This window comes from Marinomonas ostreistagni (genome assembly GCF_016888445.1).
In the GTDB taxonomy this organism is placed as follows: Bacteria; Pseudomonadota; Gammaproteobacteria; order Pseudomonadales; family Marinomonadaceae; genus Marinomonas; species Marinomonas ostreistagni.
Genome location: NZ_JAFEKF010000003.1, coordinates 43,961 through 62,878 on the forward strand (window position 1 = coordinate 43,961; position 18,918 = coordinate 62,878).

General features: G+C 48.8%; 14 protein-coding genes. 5 read left to right on the plus strand and 9 right to left on the minus strand.

The features are described from left to right. Positions 1–2: 2 nt before the first annotated feature. Together JQX58_RS10000 and JQX58_RS10005 are read right to left on the minus strand one after the other, a co-directional pair. Positions 3–956 (minus strand): FecCD family ABC transporter permease, encoded by a 954-nt coding sequence (locus JQX58_RS10000; protein WP_338040730.1) that lies wholly within the window; start codon positions 954–956, stop codon positions 3–5. Between the two features lie 77 nt (positions 957–1,033). After that, positions 1,034–1,969, minus strand: coding sequence for an ABC transporter substrate-binding protein (locus tag JQX58_RS10005; protein ID WP_204146723.1), 936 nt, complete (start codon positions 1,967–1,969; stop codon positions 1,034–1,036). A 293-nt stretch (positions 1,970–2,262) separates the two neighbouring features. On the opposite strand from JQX58_RS10005, the gene JQX58_RS10010 reads away from it, so the two are divergent. Beyond that, complete coding sequence (locus tag JQX58_RS10010; protein ID WP_204146724.1) at positions 2,263–2,460, plus strand: hypothetical protein; 198 nt, start codon at positions 2,263–2,265, stop codon at positions 2,458–2,460. A gap of 64 nt (positions 2,461–2,524) precedes the next feature. Here JQX58_RS10010 and epmB read toward each other — a convergent pair whose 3' ends face one another. Beyond that, on the minus strand, positions 2,525–3,535 hold the full coding sequence (gene epmB, locus JQX58_RS10015; protein ID WP_204146725.1) for an EF-P beta-lysylation protein EpmB: 1,011 nt from the start codon (positions 3,533–3,535) through the stop codon (positions 2,525–2,527). A gap of 167 nt (positions 3,536–3,702) precedes the next feature. On the opposite strand from epmB, the gene efp reads away from it, so the two are divergent. The 4 genes from efp (at position 3,703) to JQX58_RS10035 (ending at position 8,998) form a co-directional block, all read left to right on the plus strand. Continuing rightward, complete coding sequence (gene efp, locus JQX58_RS10020) at positions 3,703–4,278, plus strand: elongation factor P (RefSeq protein ID WP_204146726.1); 576 nt, start codon at positions 3,703–3,705, stop codon at positions 4,276–4,278. A gap of 68 nt (positions 4,279–4,346) precedes the next feature. Further along, the gene (gene epmA / locus JQX58_RS10025; protein WP_204146727.1) at positions 4,347–5,321 is read left to right on the plus strand and encodes an EF-P lysine aminoacylase EpmA; all 975 of its coding nucleotides are present in this window, start codon (positions 4,347–4,349) and stop codon (positions 5,319–5,321) included. A gap of 35 nt (positions 5,322–5,356) precedes the next feature. Beyond that, on the plus strand, positions 5,357–7,627 hold the full coding sequence (locus tag JQX58_RS10030) for an ATP-binding protein (protein WP_204146728.1): 2,271 nt from the start codon (positions 5,357–5,359) through the stop codon (positions 7,625–7,627). A 12-nt stretch (positions 7,628–7,639) separates the two neighbouring features. Continuing rightward, positions 7,640–8,998 carry a sigma-54-dependent transcriptional regulator gene (locus JQX58_RS10035; protein ID WP_204146729.1) on the plus strand — a complete coding sequence of 453 codons (1,359 nt, stop codon included), beginning with the start codon at positions 7,640–7,642 and terminating at the stop codon, positions 8,996–8,998. Between the two features lie 66 nt (positions 8,999–9,064). Here the strand turns inward: JQX58_RS10035 and JQX58_RS10040 are convergent, their stop codons facing one another. The 6 genes from JQX58_RS10040 to JQX58_RS10065 form a co-directional block, all read right to left on the minus strand. After that, positions 9,065–10,678 carry a TRAP transporter large permease subunit gene (locus JQX58_RS10040; protein ID WP_204146730.1) on the minus strand — a complete coding sequence of 538 codons (1,614 nt, stop codon included), beginning with the start codon at positions 10,676–10,678 and terminating at the stop codon, positions 9,065–9,067. Positions 10,679–10,695: 17 nt separating this feature from the next. Then, on the minus strand, positions 10,696–11,373 hold the full coding sequence (locus JQX58_RS10045) for a TRAP transporter small permease (protein ID WP_204146731.1): 678 nt from the start codon (positions 11,371–11,373) through the stop codon (positions 10,696–10,698). A gap of 142 nt (positions 11,374–11,515) precedes the next feature. Next, positions 11,516–12,508, minus strand: coding sequence for a TRAP transporter substrate-binding protein (locus JQX58_RS10050; protein ID WP_204146732.1), 993 nt, complete (start codon positions 12,506–12,508; stop codon positions 11,516–11,518). Between the two features lie 242 nt (positions 12,509–12,750). Continuing rightward, positions 12,751–14,745 carry a GNAT family N-acetyltransferase gene (locus JQX58_RS10055; protein WP_204146733.1) on the minus strand — a complete coding sequence of 665 codons (1,995 nt, stop codon included), beginning with the start codon at positions 14,743–14,745 and terminating at the stop codon, positions 12,751–12,753. Between the two features lie 89 nt (positions 14,746–14,834). Beyond that, positions 14,835–16,796 carry a methyl-accepting chemotaxis protein gene (locus JQX58_RS10060; protein WP_204146734.1) on the minus strand — a complete coding sequence of 654 codons (1,962 nt, stop codon included), beginning with the start codon at positions 16,794–16,796 and terminating at the stop codon, positions 14,835–14,837. Between the two features lie 152 nt (positions 16,797–16,948). After that, positions 16,949–18,871 (minus strand): methyl-accepting chemotaxis protein, encoded by a 1,923-nt coding sequence (locus JQX58_RS10065; RefSeq protein WP_204146735.1) that lies wholly within the window; start codon positions 18,869–18,871, stop codon positions 16,949–16,951. Between the last annotated feature and the right edge of the window lie 47 nt (positions 18,872–18,918).

Consider the following 18,918-nt stretch of genomic DNA (forward strand, 5'->3'; position numbering starts at 1 on the left):
TCCTAAGACAAAGTAGGTAAGCGCTTAGCGCGCACAATCATCATGAGTACAGGTGCGCCGACAATCGCTGTCAGTACCCCTAATGGCATTTCAGCTGGCTGAGCTATAAGTCGAGTCAGAATATCCGCACTGATAATCATCAAGGGGCCAATAGGTAAACACATCCATAAAGTGCGGCGAATGTCAGGGCCGACAATGGCGCGGGCGGCAAATGGCACCACTAAGCCAACAAACATGATGGGGCCTGCGATCGCCGTGGCAGAACCTGCTAATAACGCCACGATCAGCATCACGATGTAGCGTACCGTTTTCGGGTTATGGCCTAAGCCTAGAGCGACTTTTTCCCCTAATGCCATCGACGCCAAAGGTTTAGCGATGTAAAGGGTTAGGGCGCCAGCTAATAGGAAGAAGGGAGTGACGGACAGCAGATTGTCGAGTGAGCGTCCAGCCACACTACCTGTCACCCAAAAACGAATTTCATCGGCGGCACGTTGATCGTACATTAATAAAATAGAGGTCAGGGCTGTCAATAAAGAGGTTAAGGCGGCACCTGCCAGCACTAAGCGGACTGGGTCTTTAAACTGTCCCTGAAGGCGCGCTGCCGCCATCACAAATACACAACCCATTAATGCGCCGATTTGCGCTACGCCCATGGCCAATGTGGCCGCACTAGCACCAAGCAACAAAGCGACCGCTACAGCAAACGAAGAGCCAGCACTGACGCCCAAAAGGCCAGGCTCGGCTAAAGGGTTGCGTGCCATTGCTTGCATTAAAGCCCCTGCAAGACCTAATGCGATGCCGACGGTGAGTCCTACCAGTGTGCGGGGAAAGCGTAATTCGGCCACCACAAAGTAGGCATTATCTGTCCCATGGCCAAGCAATACTTGCCATGCTTGAGAGGGGGTGACGCTTCCAGCACCGTACAGTAGCGATAAAACAAAAACGCCGCTTAACACAATGAAAAGCAGCCCAAAACAAACGACTAAAGGGCGCTGCGAGGGCGCCCTTTGCCAAAACTGAACCGGATTGAACATTAGTTATTAGCTTCCACTAACCTTTCAATATCATCCAAAATAACCTGCGCGGCCAATGGGCCTGAAGTACTGCTCCAGACTTGACCATCTACGGTTGCGACATGGTTTTGTTGTACTACATTCAAGCGCGCAAATGCATCGGATTGCTTAGCACTGTTTAGTGCTTCTTCACCGTCAGCATTTAGTGTAGCTAGGAACAGCCAGTCTTCATCAATAACACCAATGTTCTCAAGACTTAGAGTGCTTGAGTGTGGGCGGCCTTCCTGAATCAAATCACCGTCTTGGGTATCAAATCCTGCTTGGGCCACGACGCTACCAGCAAAAAGATCTTTGGCCATGATCATTGGACCTTGTGGCATCCAGCGAGCAATGAAGGCATTGCGTTGGTCGCTTGGTAGCTTGCTGACAAGATTCGTTTTAATTTCAGCAGCACGCTCATCAACGGCACTTAATGCAGCGTCGACCGCTTCACTTTCGCCAATAGCTTCACCGTATAGGCGGGCTTCTTTGCGCCATGCATTAGGCTCGTCAAAGTTCCATTTAGACACCACGGTAGGAGCGATTTTTGACAGTACTTTGTATTGCTCTTCTGATAGGGCGTAACCGGCTAAAATTACATCAGGGCGCTCCTTGATAACCGCCTCAAGGTTGGTTTCTCGTGCTGAGCCAACGATGCGGATGCCTTCTTGTTTATCGGCTAGGTAATCCGATACGGTTTCGCTACCGCGAGTTGCCACAGAGCCTGCTACTTTTACGTCAATCGCAGACATTACATCCAGTGCGCCTTCATGAAGGGTAACAATGCGCTCCACATCGTCTTTAACCGTAACATCACCGTATTTTGTGTCGACAGTCACATCTGCCAACGCTAGGTTGGTGGTCAAAGCCATGGCCGAGGTCGCTGTAAAAAGCATAAGGCGGCGAGTGAATGACATGGGATCTCCTTAAGTTGAATTTGAGCTTACAAAATAATGATAATGTTTCTTATTTGTCTTTCATATCCTGATGCACACAATTTGCGCAGTGTTTTTGTGAATAGAGTGTTGCGCAAAATGAAACGAACTTTTGTTGAAAGTTGAGAATATCAACTTTTTCGGCGGTTGCGTTTTGTAATCTTATTAAAGGTTTCAGTAACGCCGCCGAGACAGAATTGTAAGGGACTGTTCAGAACGCTGTTGCTTTCTGAGTCAATGTTCTATGGTAGGGATACCAACAAAGAGGGTTATCTATGAGTAGTGTAGCCAATGTAAGTACGTCTTACGCCATGGAAATGATGGGCGTCGCGATGGCCAAAACTCAGCAAGAAGAGCAAGGGCGTCAGTCTTTGCAATTGCTTGAGAGTGCCGCCTCGTCGTCGCAACAGATCCAGACCAGCAGTGCCGCTCCTGTGGGCAATGTAGGTCAAAACATCAATATCAAAGTCTAATTTGAGTTTGATGTTAAAAAGCCGCATCCAGTGCGGCTTTTTTGTGTCTGCTGAATGCGTCACTCTATAGTTGCGGGGCTAACACGGTTTTGGCTGGTTGCCCTGGTATTTCTTTAGCAAGCTTAGGCATTAAATAGCCTGGTAATTTATGCGCGACTTGCCCCATCAGTTGCTGTGCCTCGGTCAGACTGACATCAAAATGCGCACCGCCTTCGATCGGGTCCAGAGTAAACATGTAGTAAGGCAAAATGCCTGCGGCAAACAGGGCTTCACTTAAATCCACCTGTGCACTGACGGAGTCGTTCACGCCTTTTAGAATTACCCCTTGATTAAGCACCGTGACGCCAGCCTGTTTAAGCAGAGCGACTTTGTGGGCAATAGTCTGATCAATTTCATTGGCGTGATTACTGTGCAGCACCAAAATCACATCTAGGCGTGTTTGCTGGATCCAACTGATGAATTCGTCATTAATGCGACTCGGAATAACGATGGGTAAGCGTGAGTGGATACGTAAGCGCTTTAACTGAGGTAACGCCTCTAGACGAGCCACTTGTTTGGCCAGCTGGCTGTCTTTAAGCATCAAGGGGTCGCCGCCACTTAAAATGACTTCGTTGACTTCTGGGTGCTGTTCTAAGTAGCTAATCACACTGTCCCATTCTTTTTGCGCCAGCTGGTTATCGCCATAAGGAAAGTGGCGTCTAAAACAGTAACGACAATTCACCGCGCAGATGCCTGTGGTGATAATTAAAACGCGGCGCTCGTATTTGTGCACGATGGCCTTTTGTGGGTTGTGATTGCCTTCGTCTAATGGATCTTTAACGTAGCCTGATACGGGCTGCATTTCGATGTCATCGGCCAGCACTTGTTTTAATAATGGATCCTGCGGATCGCCATAACCCATGCGCTCGACAAAAGGTTTGGGCACCAGCATGCGAAATGAGTCCATGGCTTGGGCGGCTTTGGGTAGGTCTTGCGCATCAAGGCCGAGTAGCGGTAAAAGTTCTGCGGGCGTTTTTAGCGCTTGCGCCAGCTCAGTAGACCAATGGGTCTCAATGGCATTTTGAATAGGGATCACGTCAAATATCTGCAAAATCTAGTTAAATTGGGTTATGATGTCGGCCATCATTGGCCGATTGGCCAACGGCTCTGATGAGTCTCGCAACATTCACAAGCGATCGACTCCCAGAACATCGCGGTGTTCGACCAGAGCCTTGTATCTAAATCATGACATTGTGAGGATTTATGGCGAGTTATTCTACCAGCGAATTGCGCAGCGGTAACAAAGTAATGGTCGATGGCGACCCTTGTGCTGTACTAGACAACGAACACGTGAAACCTGGTAAAGGCCAAGCGTTCAACCGCATCAAACTACGTAACCTAAAATCAGGTCGTGTTTGGGAGCGTACTTTCAAATCTGGTGATTCGCTAGAAACAGCAGACGTAATGGATACCGATATGGAGTATCTATACACTGACGGCGAATTCTACCACTTTATGGCAACGGATGGCTCATTTGAGCAGCACGGTGCTGATACCAATGCGGTAGGCGACGCGGCAAAATGGCTTAAAGAGCAAGAAACTTACGTGGTGACACTATACAACGGTGCGCCGTTTGCTGTTCAGCCACCTAATTTCATCGAGCTTGAAGTCACTGAAACCGATCCAGGTCTTAAAGGCGATACAGCCAACGGCGGTTCTAAGCCAGCGACGCTTTCAACAGGTGCTGTGATCCGTGTACCACTGTTCATCAACATTGGTGAAGTGCTACGTGTCGACACGCGTACTGGCGAATACGTATCGCGCGCAACAGGTAAGTAATTATCTTTATTAAAGAGCCCCCAGCCGTGAGGTATGGGGGCTTTTTTGTGTCTAAACGGTGAGAATGTATGTATCAATCCAACGCTTGGCAGCCGACGGCTACTATAACAATGCTGAAAGCACGCGCTCAGTTGCTGCGTCAGATCCGCGAGTTTTTCTACGCACGTGACGTTCTAGAAGTCGACACCCCCTGTTTGTCTCTTGCCAGTATCAGCGACCCGCATATTGAAGTGCTGACCAGTCAAACCCGCACGCTAGGGCAAGAAGTTACTTATTATCTTCAGACCTCACCTGAATATGCCATGAAGCGTTTATTGGCTGCAGGGGCGCCAAGCATTTATCAGCTTGGTAAAGTCTTTCGTGCCGAAGAAATCGGTCGTCGCCATGGCATCGAATTCACTATGTTGGAATGGTATCGCTTAGATTTTGACCATTGGCAATTGATGAGCGAGATGGATGATTTGTTGTCGTGCTTAATGGGGCAAGCGATCTGCTCCGAACGCCTCAGTTATGCCCAAGCCTTTGAGCGTCACTTGGGCTTAAATCCATTTCAGGCTTCCCTTGAAGCACTGCAGCAAGCCTGCCATCAACATACCGAATTTGGGCTAGAAGAAAACGACCGAGATACCTTATTAGAGTTGTTGTTTGCGACGGTAGTGGAGCCCAACATTGGTCAGCAAGTGCCGTGCTTTATTCATTCTTATCCTGCTTCACAGGCGGCATTGGCCAAACAACAGATCGATGAGCACGGGCAAGCCGTAGCGGCGCGCTTTGAATGGTATTGGCGCGGCATGGAATTGGCCAATGGTTATCACGAGTTAACCGACGCCTGTGAACAACAGCAGCGTATGCAACAAGAGATGGCAGAGCGCGCCCAGCATAAGCAAGTATGGCGTCAAGCCGATGAACGTTTGATTAAAGCATTAGAAAAAGGCTTACCTGAGTGTGCAGGCGTCGCCTTAGGTGTCGATCGTCTGCTAATGTTATTGCTGGATCAGGAACATATTAATCATGTCATGCCGTTTGCTGGGGCAAATGTTTAATGGCGACCTAAGCTGTTTAGAAAAGAGGATTTTTGATGGCGAGCGCAGCACGTAATGCAAAGTTTCAAAGAGGGCGTCCAGCGACGTCTGGGCGTAGAATTACTTGGCTCTACGGCGCCGTGTTTGTGATTTGCTTGTTGACCTTATGGCGCGGCGGTGACGCGTTAAAAGAGCAGCAAATCCAAGAGTTGGAGCTGGATACCCGAGAGCAGCTAGAGCAGCTTGCCAGTGTCGTCGAAAGCGCCATCGCCAAATACCAGCATATGCCCACCTTGTTGGCATCCAATGATCGCGTACGCCAAGCTTTGCGTGAAGGACGGCCTGCCGATATCGCCCAGCTCAATCGCGAATTGGAGCAGATCAACCGTATTACCGAGGCGTCTGACAGCTACATTATCGACTTAAATGGCGACACCATTGCAGCCTCCAATTACCGCTTAGACACCTCATTTGTCGGCGGTAATTTTGCCTTTCGTCCATACTTTCAAGATGCGATACAAGGCAACGCTGGGCGCTATTACGCTCTGGGCACCACCTCAAATCGCCGTGGCTATTACTTCTCTTACCCTGTGTATGAAGCAGACGAAGTGATTGGCGTAGCGGTGGTTAAAGTCGACCTTACCCAGTTTGAACAGCGCTTCAGTAACCAAGCCTATGAGTTTTTGATGCTCGACCCAGACGGAGTCGTGTTCAGCTCTTCACGCCCAGAGTGGCTATATCGTGTTATGGGTGAGTTGTCCCATGAGCAACTGGCCCGCATCGCCGATTCTCAGCGCTATTTTGATCAATCGATTGAGACGCTACCGATTGTGTCAAAACGTGCCTTTGACGAGGATGCGGACATCGTCGAGATGCTGGAAGACGTGACGCGTGAGCAGCAGGAAATCGTTGAGCGTCGCCGCTACTTAAGCATGAGTCGCCCGATTCAATTGCTGGATTTTCAAGTCGCCGTGCTTGTGCCTCTGACGCCGATCGAAGAGCAAATTGCTTTGTGGCGCGCGATATTCGCCGGCGGCATTACTATTAGCATCTTGGTGCTTGGCTTGGCGCAGCTGCGCTCGCGCATGCTCAAAGAACGTTCTGACGCCATTGAAATGGCGCGTCATAACCAAGCTTACATCCGCGAAGTGATCCAGCACACCCAAGCGGGCTTGGTGACTCTTGATGGCTACTACCGTATTGAGGCATTAAACCCTGCCGTAGAAAAACTCATGGAGAGCTCTTTATCCGAATTGATAGGCCATCCTTTATCGGATTTATTTGAGGTGGCTGAAAAAGATCAAACTCGCTGGTACGAGGCGCTTGATACCAGTGTTGATTTTGCCGATACACGCCTTACCACCGTCGAAGGTGAGCTGCATGTGATCGGGCAAACGAAAACAGTACCGGTGGAGGCCACCATTTGTGAATTGCGTCTACCGAATCGACGCAGCCATCTCGTTACCTTCCATGATATGAGCGAGCGCAAACAGTACGAGCAAGAGCTTACCGATGCACGTAATGCGTTAGAGCTGCGTGTCAAAGAGCGTACTCAAGAATTTGAGCAAGCCAATCAGCGCTTGCGCCATGAGATCGAAGAGCATAAAGCCACCCAGCAAGAGCTGATTCAGACCGCTAAGTTGGCCGTGCTGGGTCAGTTAAGTGCAGGTCTTAATCATGAACTTAATCAACCGCTGACCGCGATTCGTGCGTTTGCTGAGAATGGTCTTAAGTTCTTAGAGCGTGAAAAATACGATCAAGCCAAGGGGAATCTGCAGCAGATCAGTCAGCTCGGTCATCATATGGGAGACATCATTGCACGCTTTAAAGTGTTCGCCCGTAAAGGGGCGGTCGCGCATACTCCAATTGATGTGCAATCCGCATTAAACGGTGCCTTGCGCATCATGACGCCGCGCTTAAAAGAAGCCGATATAACGGTGCAAGCGCCAGAGAACATACAGCTGGCGGTGCTCGCCGATATGGTGTTTTTAGAGCAAGTATTGGTGAATTTACTGGCCAATGCCGTAGATGCCATTATTGAACGCCAAGACAGCACGCGAGTCATTGAAGTAGACGTGCAAGCTCAAGCGCAAGACGTGCAGATTTATGTACGTGACAGTGGAGCGGGCCTATCCGATGAGGCGATTGCGCATTTATTCGAGCCGTTTTATACCTCCAAATCCAGTGGCGTCGGCTTAGGCTTAGGTTTGTCCATCAGTCAGCGTATAATGGAGTCCATGAATGGTAGTATTCATGCCAAAAACCGCCCTGAAGGGGGCGCAGAGTTTTGTGTTACCCTGAACGCTTTTGAGCCCGAACAAGAATAAGGATCTCGGCCCATGTCTGAATTGGATCGCGTCATAGTCGTCGATGATGAACAATCGGTGCGTATGGCGATCTCGCAAACGTTGCAACTAGAAGACTTTGATGTCACCGAATTCTCGAGCGCCCAAGGGGTCGCCGAGCAAGTCGGGATTGATTGGCCTGGAGTGATCGTGAGCGATATCAATCTACCAGGCATGAGCGGATTGGCTCTGTTTGAGCAAATTAAAAAGATCGATATCGAAATTCCGGTCATTTTGATCACGGGCCATGGTGACATCAGCATGGCGGTCAATGCCATCCGTGAAGGGGCCTATGATTTCATCGAGAAACCCTTTTCTAACGATGACTTTATCGAAGTGGTGCGCCGTGCTTGTGAAAAGCGTCGTTTGACGCTGGAAAACCGCAACTTACGCCTCGAGCTTGCCGCCCACAATGCCCCAGGGCCTCGTATCATTGGCAATACTCCAGGTATTCATCGCCTACGCCAAGCACTGCTGCATGTGGCAGATACCGCAGCCGATATCTTGATCCAAGGAGAAACTGGCACGGGTAAAGAAATGGTGGCGCGCTTCATTCACGAGCATGGTTCGCGCCGCGGTAAGCCATTTGTGGCAATCAACTGTGGTGCGGTGCCAGATTCGATTATGGAATCAGAGTTGTTTGGCCATGAGAAAGGCGCGTTTACCGATGCGAAAACCCAGCGTATTGGTAAAATCGAACACGCTAATGGCGGCACCTTATTTCTTGATGAAATCGAAAGCATGCCCATGTCGATGCAGATTCGACTACTGCGGGTGTTAGAAGAACGCCGCGTGGAGCGCTTAGGTTCTAATAAAGGCGTGGATCTGGATTTACGTATTTTAGCGGCGACCAAAGTCGATCTAAAAACATTGAGCGAAACCGGCACCTTCCGCGAAGACTTGTACTATCGACTTAATGTGGTGCGCGTTGATATCCCGCCACTGCGAGAGCGTAAAGACGACATCCCTTTGTTATGGCAGCACTTTTGCCTCGTTGCCACGGCGCAATACAAGCGCGAGTCAGAGCCTCTGTCAGCAGAGCGTATGCACAGCCTATTGAGCTATGATTGGCCGGGTAATGTACGCGAGCTGCGAAATCTTGCCGAGCGCTATGTGCTGATGGGCGAAGCGGGCTCATTTGAGTTCGACCAAATCATTACCAATGAAACCAATCCAGGTTTTATGACTTTGCCCGAGCAGCTTGAGCGCTTTGAAAAAACACTCCTAGAGCAAGAGCTGATGCGCCAAAAAGGTTCTATTAAAGACACCATGGACGCGTTAGGTTTGCCGCGCAAAACCTTGTACGACAAGATGCGTAAATACGGTCTCGATAAAGACCTCTACAAAAGCTAATTCTAGGCATAAAAAAGGCGCTTCGAAGAGCGCCTAACATGACAACAGCTAGTGTCATAAAACTCGTTATTGCACGATCTCTGGTCCCATGATTGCGTATGGTAGCGCAGTCGATAGAGCAGGGATGTAAGTCACTAGGATCAAGAACACGAACAGTACCGCTACGAATGGCATCGCTGCTTTCACCACACGTGCCAAGCTCATACCGGTGATTCCCGAGGTCACAAAGAGGTTTAGACCGATCGGCGGAGTAATCATGCCGATTTCCATGTTCACCACCATGATGATACCTAGGTGAATTGGATCTACGCCTAGTTCCATTGCGATTGGGAAGACCACTGGTGCAACGATGACTAGCAAACCAGATGGCTCCATAAACTGACCACCGATCAACAGTAGGATGTTTACCGCGATCAAGAAGGTGAACCAGTTGAAACCAACACCCAGCATCCATTCAGTGATCGCTTGAGGGATACGCTCTGCTGATAAGGTGTGTGCAAACAGCAAGGCGTTAGCGATGATGAACATCAGCATGATGGTCGTCTTAGTACCTTCCAGCATGGTTTTACGCGTTTCATCGCCAAACAATGCAGGGAAGAAACCACGCGCCATCAAAGATAGGTTACGACCCCAAATCGGCATACCTTGTGCGATACAACCCATTAGGCCGGTTTCTAAGTGCGCACCGCGTTTAGATACGTAGAACAGCGCAATCACCACAGCCAATACCAAGCCGATTAGGGCACGTGTGCCAGCGGTCATAGTTTCGCTGCCTGAAAGCGCGAAGAACGACATGATTTCCCATACAAGGAAGAATGACACACCGTAAACCGTACCATTAAAACCAACACGTGCTGCTGGCGCATCACTGTCGTTGGTCCAAGTTTGGCCTTTTAGTGGGCCCATATCACGGTAGACAAACAGCGCAATGAAGATCGAGTAGACCGCTGCCACGACGGCAGCTTCTGTTGGTGTAAACACACCACCGTAGATACCGCCCATGATGATGACGATTAGGAACAAGCCCCAACCTGCGTCTTTACCACCACGTACTAGATTGCCAAAACCTTTCCACTCTTCTGCTGGTAGATTCTTGATGCGCGCAACCACATAGATCGCCAACATCAACATACCACCGGCCATCAAACCTGGGATCACACCGGCAAGGAACATACGACCAACAGACACGTCAGTGGCTGCGGCGTACACGACCATTACGATCGATGGTGGAATCAAGATACCCAATGTACCCGCGTTGGCGATGATGCCTGAGGCGAACTCTTTTGAGTAACCCACTTGGCGCATACCAGCGATGGCAATCGTACCGATCGCAACCACTGTTGCTGGTGATGAACCAGATAAAGCCGCGAACATCATACAGGCCAATACCGATGCCATCGCTAGACCACCACGGAAGTGACCAACAGAGGCGATAGCAAAGTTAATCAAGCGCTTCGCCACACCACCGGTCGACATAAATGACGACGCCAAGATGAAGAATGGGATCGCCAGTAGCGTGTAATGTTGACCTGCGCCAAACAGTGAAATCGCTACCGATGACAAGGAGTCATGCGAAAAGAACGTAATAAATAAGATGGACGATAAGCCCAATGAAATACCAACTGGTAGCCCGATAAAGAGCAGAGTCAGTACCATACCAAATAAGATTAAAGCTTCCACGATACTCTCCTAACCAATTAGTCTTTCAGTGCGCCTTTGTTCTCTTCAACGAGGTCTTGAGCCTCATGGCCACTGATGAGCATTTCGCGCTTATCAGTCGCGATCGCCCAAAAGGCTTGAATAGAACGGAACGCTAATAACGCCAAACTGATTGGCAGAATCACCAGGACTAACCAACGGTGAACACGTGGTTGCAGGTCGAACATTTCAACCATAAACGCAGGGTAACGTAGCTCTTCTTGGCCAAGGCCAATGCGCCACATTTTGTACCAGTACTCCATGGCACCACCGCGTACATCGACACCCAGCATAGCAAGCCATGTCGAGTCGAGTAGGATCAAGCCGTAGAGCATGGCTGCCGCAGCACCAAACAATGACAAGGCTTTGGTGACACGCTTCGGCACAGCGTTGAGCAGAATATCCACGCCCAAATGAATACCGGTTTTGATGCCGTAACTCATGCCCAGCAAAATTAACCATGAGAACATTACGGTGTTGAACTCAAGTGCCGCGACCCAACCCGTGTTGAAGGCGTAACGGGCAATAACTTGGCCAAATGACACCACCATGATCGAAGTAATAACCAGAACCAGCAGGTTCTCTTCTAGTCGTTCCATGAAGGTAGGAAAACGTTTTTCCAGCACCCAAAGGGCTAGAATAAAAATAAGTAAGTATAAATGAGGCCAGTATGCCATGGGGTTACTCCTGAACGTCGGAAGGCAGCGTAAAAGAGCCTTTCACACCCTAGAGAGCCAAGGTGTGGCGTTCAAATATGTGAAAGGCTGAAAAGGCTGGCTTCCGGTCGGAAGCCAGCATTGCTGCTCGATAAAGCGTTGCTTATGCGCCAGCTGCGGCGTCGATTAGATCTTTGCCGATGTCGCTTTCAAACTGTTTCCAAACAGGCTTCATTGTCTCTACCCACTCCGCACGCTGTTCAGGTGATAGAGTGTTGATAGTGCCGCCAGCATCTAGAATGTTTTGACGGTTGTCTGCTTCTTTGGCTTTAACAGATTGGTTAGCTTCTTGCGTTACTTCATCAGCAATACGCATGAACTGCTCACGATCTTCGTCGCTTAGGCTTGCTAGGAATTCAGAAGACGTCATGAACAAGTAAGCCAACAACTGGTGGTTGGTTTCGGTGATGCTGTCTTGTACTTCGTAGAATTTCTTAGTGTAGATGTTTGACCAAGTGTTTTCCTGACCGTCAACTACGCCTGTTTGCAGTGCGCCGTATACTTCAGAAAACGCCATCGCTTGTGGAGAAGCATCCATCGCTGCGATCATTTGTTTCGCTACGTCAGACGTTTGTACGCGGAATTTTAGACCTTCAGCATCGCTAGGCACCATAAGTGGTTTGTTCGCTGAGAAGTATTTCATGCCTGACATCCAGTAACCTAGACCGACGAAACCAGCGTAGTCGTCCATCTCTGTTAGTAGTTCTTTACCTTCTTCAGTGTTGGTAAAGCGGATCGCGTGATCCATGTCTTTGAAGATGAAAGGAAGGTCAAAGACACCGTATTTGGCAGTGTAAGAACCGAATTTAGACAGTGATGGTGCGAGTAGTTGCACATCACCTAGAAGAAGCGCTTCAAGCTCCTTGGAATCACCAAACAATGTTGAGTTCGGGAAGACCTCGACACATAGTTTGCCGTTCATTTCCTCGTTAACTCGCTCAGCGAAGTTGTTAGCTGCGACAACTTTAGGGTGAGTAGTACCACCAGTTACGTGACTGAACTTAACAACACGCTCACCTGAATCACAGTTTGCTGACGCAGTGGTCGCAGTGAATGCAAGGGCCGCTGTGGTTAATGCAAGGCTAAGTTTTTTCATTTGTATGACTCCAAATTTGAGTATTTATTATTGTTAGCTTGGGCGTAGCCAAACAAGCAACGCAATTTGGTTGTTGCTAGTCGTACTTATTACACAATCTGTGCCAATTATTTAAGTTTTTGTTAACTTACTGAAATATAAAGATAAAATTTATTTAGAAGGTTTTGTAACTAATATTAGATTTGAAATTAATGAGTCAGAATACACACACTAGGTTATTTATATGGGTGGAAAACCACCCATTATGCAGGGGCGAGTAAATGCTTCTTAACACTGGCTTTAAGCGCTTGATAAAACGCTTTTTTGCCTGGGTAGCCAAGCTCATGAGCCTGCTTTTCGGTGATAAGGTTAAGGCCGCAGCCCAGTAATAGCAGGTCTTCTGGGTAATCAGCATGTAGTCTTTGCTGCTGTAATAGGTGTAATACCAAGTTCAGTAGAGCTGGGCGAATAGAAGAATAGGGACGGTGGTGCTGGCTAAAATAGGTCAAATCTGACACATCACATGGAGTGAGTTTAGCGATGTGTGGATTTTCGCCCATGGCGCAGGCTTGGTTGATCGCTAGAATAAGTGGCAAATTAAGTGCTTGTAAATGAAGCGCTAGGCTTTGCAGCCACTGGCTCGCAAAACGCTGACACCATTGTGGCGCATGGCTCACTAGGGCGTTGCTCAAAGGCTTTAGCATCATCAGTGAGTAGGCACCACTAGCTTGATCTTTAGCGCTGCCTAAGCGCACTGCTTGAAAGGCATTTTTGCGCCAAAATTGTATTACTGCTGGGGTAGCTGCAAAGCTAGTGGCTAAGCCATCAATCTGCTGCTGTTGTGCGCTGTGCATAATCTTATCAAGTAGTACTGAGCCAAACCCTTGTTGTTGGTAAGGCGGCGCGACAGCAATACGGCTAATACGCCAGTAACGATACTCGGCAGCATCAGCAATACCTGCGTGAGCGAGTAATGACTGCGGGAGCAGATGGCCTCTAGGGCGGCGTTCGCCACGCATTACTTGTTGGGCCAACTCTGCTGGCAGCGGTCCTTCTTCGGTAACGAGCGCAACGCCGATAAGTTGTTTGTTGTCATAAATACAGAAGCACGTCACGCTAGGGTCGTCTACCAGCCATCTCTTATTTTCTGGGCTGGTTTGGTAGTGTGCACTTACTAATAAGGCAAAAGCCTGATCCAAAAGCTCAGGGTAGTCTAGCCATTGTTGGCCGCTGATACGCTCAGGGCAATGGTGCAAAGGCGTATCTAAGCCATAAGGGGTAAACAGTAAACGGTCGAGCCATTGTTCTAATGGGTCATTTTCCGCCCAGCGTAATGGCTTGGTGAGTGAGTGCTTATATACACGCTGTCCATTATCGGTTAACTGCTTGGCGAAGCTTAGACCAAAGCCTCTTCCTGAGCCTTCGTAGCCATAGTCCGTGCTGCTAAACACTACACATTTAGCCTGTTGCGCTAATTGCTCTAATAATGGCAGTGGCACACTAGCCGCTTCGTCAACAACGATTAGGTCGAAGTATTCTGCTTGCTGTAACAGGGCATCTGGCGCATAGAATGGCGTAGCTTGTCCGGTCAGTTGCTCGTAGTGTTGCTTCAAGGTTTCTAAGTGAACGGGGCTTGAGGCGCTACAGGCGACGTTGAGGTCTTGTTGTTGTGCTTGTGCTAAGAGTGCAGCCAAGGCATAAGATTTGCCGCGACCGCGTGCGGCAAGCAGCATATGGATAGCGTTTGGCTGGGCCAAAATATCCGCCATACATTGCTGCTGATCGCTGTTTAATTCAGTACTAGGAAGTGTCACCGGTGCAAGCGTGGTTGGCCAGCTGGCGGTGAAGGCGCTTTCGTCTTTTAATGTCTGGTAAAACAGCGACTTGTAGTGGCTAGGTTGGTTGTCACTAATCAGTGGCCAAGGTAAAAAACGCGCCAGTTCTTGGTCTGGTTGTTCGAGCCAGTTTGGTCCTAGATGCAGTACAAATATACCGCCACCTTTGACGGTGCCTAGTAAGATGGCTAAGGCATTGAGGTGCAGGCCATGACTTAAGTCGAGTAAAACGGCATCAAAACTTTGCCCAAGCTTATTTTTTAAGGCTTTGAAATCACAGCAGTTTACATCGTAAGCAGAGAGATCTTGCGCCGTCACCACAAGATGTTGTTCGACTTGCTCGGCCACAAGTTGGAAGCGTTGTAATGTTTCGGACCAAGAACTCTGAGCCAAAACGCCATGACGATGTGCGGGGTGTAGCATGTAAGAAAGGCCCTTATTCAAAACCAAGGTACGCAAGCATGGCGTACCTTGGTTTATCATACTGGAGCCCTGTGTTAGAGCAAGCCGAATTATTGGGTCTTAAAGCGCGCAAGCTGCTGCTTAAGGCTATTGGTCAGCTCATGAATGCGTTGGCTTTCGGTCTGTGAGTCTTGTACTTCGCCAAGGGTTTGTTCGGCCGCTTGGAATAACTGCTCAGCGTTACCTTGAATTTGCGTCGCGGCAACACTTTGTTCTTCGGTCGAGGCGGCGACGTTGGCGATGCCTTCGGCCACATGGTTCATGGACACGCTAATCTGATTGAGTAAGTTGCCTGCTTGCGATGCTTGTTCGACGCTTAATGTCACTTGATCACGACCGTCTTGCATAGTCACGACCGCTGAGCGGCTGCTTTGCTGCAAGTTACTGACGACGTTTTGAATTTCTTCAGTGGATTGTTGGGTGCGCTGTGCCAGTACGCGTACTTCGTCGGCGACCACAGCAAAGCCGCGCCCTTGTTCGCCTGCGCGCGCCGCTTCAATGGCAGCATTAAGAGCCAATAAGTTGGTTTGCTCCGCAATGCCATTGATCACCTCTACCACCTGACCGATATTGCTGGTGCTACTTTCGACCTCTTTAATGGTCTGCGCAGCGCGTTCAAATGAGGACGATAAATTGCTGATAGTGGTTTCCACCTGCTGTACAGATTGGTAGCCCTGAGCGGTAATATCGTTCACAGTAGTACTTTGTTCGGATACGGCTATAGCGCTGTTGGCCACTTCTTCAGTCGATGCTGAAACCTGTTCGATGGCGGAAGCGACTTCCATGCTGCTGCCAGTGCTCTGCTTAGCGCTATGGGTTAAATGGCTATTAACCTCTGAGATCTTATTAGACGATTGCACCAACTCTTGGCCGGTTTGCTCAATAGCATGAATCAAGTTCAGTAGGTCATCACGCATGGTTTGCACAGCAACTTGCAGAATATGAGTTTCGTTATTGCTGTGTTTACTGACTTTGTCTGGGAAGCGGTAAGCTAGGTTGCCATTACCGATCTGCTGTACGCAAGTGATGATGCTGCTAAGAGGTTTCAACGAGCGTTTAATCAGCTGCCATAAGGTCACCGTTAGCAATAGTGCAACTAGGGCGCAAATGCCAGCAACCAGCCAAATGATATTGCTGACCACACCGAAGTATTCATTGCTGTAGGTTTTAATGATGACGACCCAATCCCAACCTTTGACATGCTGAAAGATCGCTTTGGTTTCTTGGGCTTGGCTGTCCATACCGGCAATTTTAGCGGTGTAGTAAATGATGCCAGAATCTTGCTGATAAAGCTTTTTGAACTCACTTTGCAGTGCTGGGTAAAGGTCGTAGAAGTTTTCGCCAATCAGTGAAGGGTGGATCAAAACGTCGTTCTCATGTTCGCCAGTGTCAGTGACGTAGACATACCCCTTTTTACCGAAGGTGATGTTTTTAAAGCGCTCAGCCATATTGAGGTAAATGGCTTTGAGCGGAATCAATGCTGCCACATGTAAGGTATCCGTCCCCAGCGGCGCAGTTTTAATAAAATATTGTTCGCCGGCAATGGTGGTTGCAAAAGCACTGTTGTCACCGTTGGGGTGGTTAAAGTGAGCAGCGCTTTTTAGCGCATTAGAAGTCGCATCGACAATCGTAAAACGATTGTTTTGGCGAGTGACGATGGCCACTTCTGTATTGGTAACATTGCGCATGTTGGCCAACACATCGCTTTGCGTCAGTGGTTCGCCGTTAATTAAGATGTTTTCGCCTGTGCGGCTGATCTCGTCGCTTAGCTCCAGCGCCATCAAATCCGTCATACGTTTCAACGCTTTTGAGGTTAGCAAGTACTCTGACTCAAGCTGATTGGCGACCAGTGTCGCTTCCGTGTGTTGGTGTTCGGTGGCAACTTCATCAAACTTGTCTTTTAGCACTTCGCTGATGATATAGGTAAGTAAGATGAAGAGAGAGGCAATCGCAATCAGTGCTCCCAGACTGATTTGATTGGGTAGGCGCATAAAGCGTAGCGAAGAAATCATAGTAAAACATCCGTAAATTTTAAACGATAATCATTATTGTTTGTAATTTAGCAGAAAATACTTTTGATATAAATAGTAATTATTACTATTTAGGCTTATGAGTAGTGAAATGTGATGGGCCTTCTAAGTAGAGGGCCCATCCAAGGTGAGCGTTACAGCTTAAAGCGGGTTAGATTTTGCTTCAGCTCTTGCGCCAGCTGACTGATTTGTTGGCTTTGCTGTTGTGAATGTTGTGCTTCATCGTAAGTGCTTTGCGCCGCAGAACTTAGTTCTTCGGTGTTGCCACGGATCTGAGTGGCGGCCACGCTTTGCTCTTCGGTCGCGGCGGCGACATTGCTAATGCCTTCGGCCATTTGTGCCATGGCGCTGTTGATTTGCGCTAACAGCTCGCCAGCGTCAGTGGTTTGTTTGACGCTCAGCTCAACTTGGTTGCGACCGTCTTCCATGGTTGTAACCGCCGAACGGCTGCCTTCTTGAAGGCGGCTGACAACCCCTTGAATCTCTTCGGTTGATTGTTGCGTACGCTGTGCCAGCACGCGAACTTCATCCGCCACTACCGCAAAGCCGCGCCCTTGTTCACCCGCACGAGCCGCTTCGATCGCAGCGTTCAAGGCCAGTAGGTTAGTTTGCTCTGCGATCTCATTGATGACATTCACGACGTCACCAATGTTGGTGGTGGAGTTACGCACTTCCTCGATAGTCTGTGCTGCACGCTCAAACGAAGTTGATAGACTGGCGACGGTGCGTTCGACTTCTTTAACCGCTTGGTGACCTTGGTCGGTAATGGTGTTGACCGATACGCTTTGCTCAGACACTTCAGTCGAGCTTGAGGCGACTTCTTCGGTCGAGGCCGATACTTGCTGGATCGCTGAGGCCACCTCCATGCTGGTCTGAGTGCTCTGTTGAGCACAGGCAATCAAGTTGTTGTTGGCATCTGAAATGCTGGCAGCAGAGTTGACCAATGCACCGGATGTGTCGTTGATAGAGGCGACTAAGCTCTTGAGATCGTCGCGCATGTTTTGAATCGCCACTTGCACAACATGGGTTTCGTTTTGACTGGTTGAACTAGCGGATTCTGGGAAGCGGTAGGCTAAATTACCCGAGCCAATTTGCTTCACGCCTTCAGCAATAACGCCGAGGCGTTTTAGTAAACGATTCACTACTTGCCAAAGAATAAGGCTTAAAATAATCGCCGCAATGGCTGCCACAGAGGCCAATAACCAAACAATCGCCATGACTTCATCACGGTATTCATTGGTGTAGGTTTTAATGGTCACGACCCAATCCCAACCATTCACACGATGGAATATCGCTTTAGTTTCTTGGGCTTTGCTGTCTTTACCGGCGATTAAAGCGGTGTAATAAGTGACGCCGGACTCAGCACTGTAGAGCTTTTTAAAGGCCGCTCTTAGGTCTGGATATAGTTGATAAAAGTTTTTACCCTCCAGAGTTGGGTGGATCAAAATATCGTTTTCATTGGCGCCGGTATCGGTGACGTATACATAGCCTTCTTTGCCAAACGAAAGTTGCTTCAGGCGCTGTCTAATAAGCGATTTAATATTTGCTAACGGAACAAATACGCCAATATATTCTTGGCTATTAGGCAAAGGCTTTAACTGAGCGAAGTAGGCAATATTATTAATGGTGACTTCAGCGGCTTGTCCCGTTAGGTTTTGCTCTGGCGTAAAGCGAGTATCCACACGCATCTGCTGACTGGTAGAAGCTGCAATTAAATAGCCCTGTGCAGAAGGCTCAAGGATAGCAATCGTGGCCTCATTGGCACTAGCCAGTGCATTGAGCGTTGCTGCGTCAGTATTGCCTGCCAGGGTTAGAGCGGTAGTTAAGCTGTTGAGCGTGCGTGTTACAGAGCGACTAATTAATTCATGTTCAGCTTCTAGCTGTTTGGCGATCAGCTCGGCTTCGGCTTTTTGGTGGTCAGTAACAATACTATTAATACTGTCTTCGACCAACTTGGCGATAATAGAAACTAAGATGACAAAAGTGATAATGATGAGCACCAACGCACTTAAGCTGATTTGGTTGGGTAAGCGCATCTTACGAACAAAGGATGACATATAAAGCAACTTCCTTATTGGGAGACTACGAGAAGCAAGCTTTATAT

Excerpts from the sequence above, each read along its gene's own strand:
- JQX58_RS10060 (WP_204146734.1), bottom strand. The coding sequence starts at position 16,796 with ATGATTTCTTCGCTACGCTTTATGCGCCTACCCAATCAAATCAGTCTG.
- JQX58_RS10045 (WP_204146731.1), bottom strand. The coding sequence starts at position 11,373 with ATGGCATACTGGCCTCATTTATACTTACTTATTTTTATTCTAGCCCTT.
- JQX58_RS10050 (WP_204146732.1), bottom strand. The coding sequence starts at position 12,508 with ATGAAAAAACTTAGCCTTGCATTAACCACAGCGGCCCTTGCATTCACT.
- JQX58_RS10005 (WP_204146723.1), bottom strand. The coding sequence starts at position 1,969 with ATGTCATTCACTCGCCGCCTTATGCTTTTTACAGCGACCTCGGCCATG.
- JQX58_RS10010 (WP_204146724.1), top strand. The coding sequence starts at position 2,263 with ATGAGTAGTGTAGCCAATGTAAGTACGTCTTACGCCATGGAAATGATG.
- efp (WP_204146726.1), top strand. The coding sequence starts at position 3,703 with ATGGCGAGTTATTCTACCAGCGAATTGCGCAGCGGTAACAAAGTAATG.
- JQX58_RS10065 (WP_204146735.1), bottom strand. The coding sequence starts at position 18,871 with ATGTCATCCTTTGTTCGTAAGATGCGCTTACCCAACCAAATCAGCTTA.
- JQX58_RS10030 (WP_204146728.1), top strand. The coding sequence starts at position 5,357 with ATGGCGAGCGCAGCACGTAATGCAAAGTTTCAAAGAGGGCGTCCAGCG.
- epmA (WP_204146727.1), top strand. The coding sequence starts at position 4,347 with ATGTATCAATCCAACGCTTGGCAGCCGACGGCTACTATAACAATGCTG.
- JQX58_RS10035 (WP_204146729.1), top strand. The coding sequence starts at position 7,640 with ATGTCTGAATTGGATCGCGTCATAGTCGTCGATGATGAACAATCGGTG.
- JQX58_RS10055 (WP_204146733.1), bottom strand. The coding sequence starts at position 14,745 with ATGCTACACCCCGCACATCGTCATGGCGTTTTGGCTCAGAGTTCTTGG.